A 4,512-nucleotide genomic window follows, 5' to 3' on the forward strand; every position below is an offset into this window, starting at 1 on the left:
TTACGCGTGGAGCACGTCGCCGTTGCGCCGGTATGTCGACCTGGTCAATCAATGGCAGTTGCTCGCGTGCGTGCGGCATGGCGTGACGGCGGCGCTCGTCGCGCCGTTCAAGCCGAAAGATGCCGATCTGTTCGCGGTCGTCCAGGGATTCGATGACCAGTATTCCGCCTACGCCGATCATCAACGGCGCATGGAATTCTTCTGGTGTCTGCGCTGGCTGAAGCAGGAGAACAAGAAGCAGGTCGTGGCGGCGGTGGTGAAGGACGATCTCGTGCGCCTCGATGAAATCCCGCTGATGCTCCACGTCCCCGGGCTCGGCGTGCATGCGCGCGGAACGAAGGTGATGCTGGAAGTGATGAATCTCGATGAACTCACCGTCGAGGCATCGTGCCGCTTGTTGCACGTGATCGATGCACCTTCGGGCGCGGCAACGCAGCCGGAAGAGCCGGAAGAAGAGCTGGTCGAAGCGGAAGACCTGAGCGCCGAAAGCGAGGCCGAGGCGCAGGCGGAAGCCACGCCTGCGGAAGAGCCGCAACCGGCTGGCGAAAACACGCCGGACGCGACGGAGCCCGCGCAATGACATCGGGCGTTCGGGGCGAGGGCATCGACCAATACGCGGTGATCGGCAATCCGGTCGCGCATAGCAAATCGCCGTGGATTCACGCACGCTTCGCCGAGCAGACCGGCGAGCGGATCGAATACGGGCGCGTGCTGGGAACCATTGGCGAATTTGCCGGCGATGTCCGCGCTTTCGTTGAAACAGGCGGTCGCGGCATGAACGTGACCGTGCCGTTCAAGCTCGACGCACACGCTTTTGCCAACACGCTCACGCCGCGCGCTGCGGCGGCGGGCGCGGTGAACACCCTGGCGTTCAACGCGGATGGCGTGCATGGCGACAACACCGATGGCGTCGGCCTCGTGCGCGATATTGAAGGGAATCTGGGCGTTGGCTTGAAGGGCGCACGCGTGTTGTTGCTCGGCGCCGGCGGCGCGGCGCGTGGTGTCGTGTTGCCCATGCTCGATTGCGGCGTTGCAGCGCTGACGATCGTGAACCGGACGGCATCGAAGGCGCAAATACTGGTCGATCATTTCTCCGATGCCGCCCACGCCGCAAACGTGCGGTTCTCGGGCGGCGGCGCGGACAGCGTGGAAGCGGGCCCGTACGATGTGATCGTCAACGCGACGGCCGGCAGTCTGGACGATGCACTGCCCACGTGCGACGACGCCTCGTTCGGCCCCGGCACACTCGCCTACGACATGATGTACAGCGCGCAGCCGACCGTCTTCATGCGCCACGCCGAAACCCTGGGCGCGCGTTCATCGGATGGACTCGGGATGCTCGTGGAACAGGCTGCGGAATCGTTTTTCCTGTGGCGCGGGGTGCGTCCGGACAGCGGCGCGGTGCTGCGGGCGTTGCGGCTGGAGTTATCGAAGTCAATTTGAAGCGGCTGGCCTTCTCAACAGAACAAGCACGATGACAAGAACAAAATCGCCCGTGCGTCTCGGGCCGGCCCGATGGATTGTCTATGGCATCTCGGTGATGATGATTGCGGTCATCGCCACGCAGGTCTACTTCTTCGCGATGGTCGGCATCTACACGGTGGTGAATCCATCGTCCACGGCGTTCATGCGTTCCGATGCCTGGCGGCTTGCGCAGGATCGTCCCGATCTTTCCATTCAGCGCACGTGGGTTCCGTACGACCAGATTTCGCGGAATCTGAAGCGCGCGATCATTGCGTCCGAGGACGCGAACTTCGTCAACAACAACGGTTATGAAACCGATGCCATCCTGCAAGCCTGGGAGAAGAACAAGGCGCGCGGGAAAATCGTGGCGGGCGGCTCGACCATCTCGCAGCAACTGGCGCGGAACCTGTTTTTATCGCGGGAAAAGAGTTATGTGAGGAAGGCGCAGGAACTCGTGATTACATCGATGCTCGAGTTCTGGATGGACAAGGAGCGCATTTTCGAGATCTACCTGAATTCGGTGGAGTGGGGCAACGGCGTGTATGGCGCCGAAGCTGCGGCGCGTTATTACTACAAGACGTCGGCATCGAAGCTGACCGCGTGGCAATCGGCGCGGCTGGCGGTGATGCTGCCAAGGCCGAAATACTTCGATGAACATCGCGGGTCCGCGTATCTGTCGCAGCGGGCGGGGGTAATTGCGAGGCGCATGGGGGCGGCGGAGTTGCCGCAGTGAGTGCGCTTGTGCGTTGATCGGGATGCGGCGCGTGACGAAGGAACGGAAACCCCGCTTGGCAGGGTTTTTTATCTGGCCGTCTACACAGTCCGGTTCCGCTAAGGACAAATTGTTCTGAGAATGTGGAAACTATCCACCAGGCAGCGGCCCAACGCCGTTGTTTTCGTATATAGAAACTAAAGGTCAGTGATGAACTCCCACCGATTAGTTTCTTTAAAAGGAAACTATAATGTGGAGTGGGTGTCCAACTTTCATTGTTTCCATATTGCATAACTATGGCTCGATCACTGTCTCCGCATGATCCCAATGTCACAGCGCTCGCCCGAGACATGGCTGCGCTCGGCGCCTTGGTACGCAATCGCCGACTTGAGCAGGCCATGCGCATCGACGACGCCGCCGATCTGCTAGGGGTGTCCGCAAGCGTGCTTTCCCGGCTCGAGAACGGGCATCCGGTCGGCTCGGATCGGCTGCTCCGAGTGCTCGAAGGGTTCGGTTTGATCATGCTGGTGCTTCCGAAGAACGAGTCGACGACCGCATTGCGCGCTTTGAATGAGCCGACCAGTCATGCGAAGGCGTCCCTCCGGGGAGGCCAATCCTGATGGCGCATGTGCTCAACGTTTCCACGCAGGACGGCCCGGTAGGGCAACTAGGCTTCGAGTCGCAGCAAGACGTCTACAGCTTTAAATACGATGAAGCCTGGCAGGCCAGGGACGCCGCTTTCCCGCTTTCGCCGCATATTCCGATTTCGGGCGAGCAGCCGAAACTCGGGACCGTGCATCGCTTCCTCGCAAACCTGCTTCCTGAAGGGCGTGCACTTGAAGTCGCCTCGGTCATGCACCAAATGTCGAAGGACAACACTTTTGGCTTGATGCACATCCTGGGGAAAGAACCGGTCGGCGCGTTGAGTTTCACGGCCCCGGCGCAAAACGCTGCGGCCGGCGAAGAGGGCGGCGTAAATGCGGAGGCGGAGTACACGGCCGATCAGCAGGAAGGCGCGCCATCCGTGCGTCGAATCGTCCTCAACGATGAATTGAGCGACCGTATTCGTCGTCGGGATGAAATTCCCTTCCCGGTATGGGATCGCAAGCTCCGGCTGTCAGTTGCGGGCTTCCAGGACAAGTTGCAGGTGCTGGTCGAAGGTGAATCAATTTCGCTTGTAGATGGCGGCCCCATCAGTTCCACGCACATCCTCAAGCCGGAGTCGCTTAACCCCGCATCCGCCTTCATGGTGGCGAACGAGCACTACTGCATGACGCTGGCCGCGCGCATCGGATTGCCGACGGCGGCCGTTGAGATTCGCCGAATTCCGGAACCCATACTGCTTATCGAGCGATTTGACCGGCAGGCAGAACTTGATCCCGCTGACGGCGTCACGGCGCTTCGAGTTCGCCGCACGCACGTCATTGACGGGTGCCAGGCCCTGGATCTGCCTGTGAGCCTCAAGTACGAGCGCAACTTCGGCAACGCTCCGGCGGTTCGTAACATCAGGGAGGGCGCGAGCTTCGAAAAGTTGTTCTTGCTCGAGCGACACCTGGAGAATCCTGCTCAGGCTCGCCAGATCATGCTGCGGTGGGCGCTATTTCAACTCTTTATCGGCAACAGTGACGCCCACGGCAAAAACCTGTCTTTTCATGTGCGGCCTGCGGGTTTGTCGCCCGCGCCTTTTTATGACCTTGTCTCCGTCAATGCCTATGGAGACGCGGTCGAACAAGACATGGCGCTGGCTTACGGCGACGCCTTCCGGCTGGACGAGGTCACGGCGTTTGAGCTTGCGGACTTTGCAAACCGAACCGGTACGCCCCGACCGCTTCTTGCACGCGAACTGACGCGTATGGCGCTTGCAATAAAGCGCGTCTCCGCAGACTTGGCGCGTTCGGAGATCTACGTGGCCGAGGAGAGGCGACTGGTGCAGCGCATTCACGGCTTCGTGACCGTGCAGGCCGATAAGCTGTTGCAACTGGCTCCCGCGGTACCCCGAATCGACCGGTCGCTGCTGTAGAGGGTTCATCTGGAACTCAGCAAGCAAAACCCCGCCCGGCGGGGTTTTTTGCATTTCATCCCAACGTGACGAAACAAACTCAATGCTCCCAATATGTGAACACATCAATCACATATTGAATAATTCAGCGACGCGGCTCTAAAATCCGATCACAGCCAAACGGCAGTTCCATGAGCCTCGGGTAATCCCGAAGGCCTCATGCAACGACAAAAGCAATCGGAGACGTGTCATGAAATCGCCAGCGCAATCGCATCTGCTCGAGCATCCGCGCGTCCAGCACTCCTTACTGATGAAAACCCGCACTGTCTCGTTGGCG

Annotated in this window: 4 protein-coding genes and 1 pseudogene; all 5 read left to right on the plus strand. The window is 60.2% G+C overall.

From position 1 onward, the window contains the following. Window positions 1-580: pseudogene (locus tag ACRXB1_RS31225) on the plus strand (RNB domain-containing ribonuclease); the annotation flags it as partial. Then, window positions 577-1,443, plus strand: a complete 867-nt coding sequence (aroE, locus tag ACRXB1_RS31230) for a shikimate dehydrogenase (RefSeq protein ID WP_449494243.1) — start codon at window positions 577-579, stop codon at window positions 1,441-1,443. The pseudogene ACRXB1_RS31225 and the gene aroE, both read left to right, overlap by 4 nt. Window positions 1,444-1,474: 31 nt before the next feature. Then, a complete protein-coding gene (gene mtgA / locus ACRXB1_RS31235; protein WP_062000268.1) occupies window positions 1,475-2,197 on the plus strand; it encodes a monofunctional biosynthetic peptidoglycan transglycosylase in 723 nt (240 codons plus the stop codon). Window positions 2,198-2,526: 329 nt separating this feature from the next. Continuing rightward, window positions 2,527-2,796, plus strand: a complete 270-nt coding sequence (locus ACRXB1_RS31240) for a helix-turn-helix domain-containing protein (RefSeq protein ID WP_083638098.1) — start codon at window positions 2,527-2,529, stop codon at window positions 2,794-2,796. Next, window positions 2,796-4,196: a HipA domain-containing protein gene (locus ACRXB1_RS31245; RefSeq protein WP_449494244.1), complete on the plus strand. Its 1,401-nt coding sequence runs from the start codon at window positions 2,796-2,798 to the stop codon at window positions 4,194-4,196. Before ACRXB1_RS31240 ends, ACRXB1_RS31245 begins: the two co-directional genes overlap by 1 nt. Window positions 4,197-4,512: the final 316 nt, after the last annotated feature.

Source organism: Caballeronia sp. M23-90 (assembly GCF_053574605.1).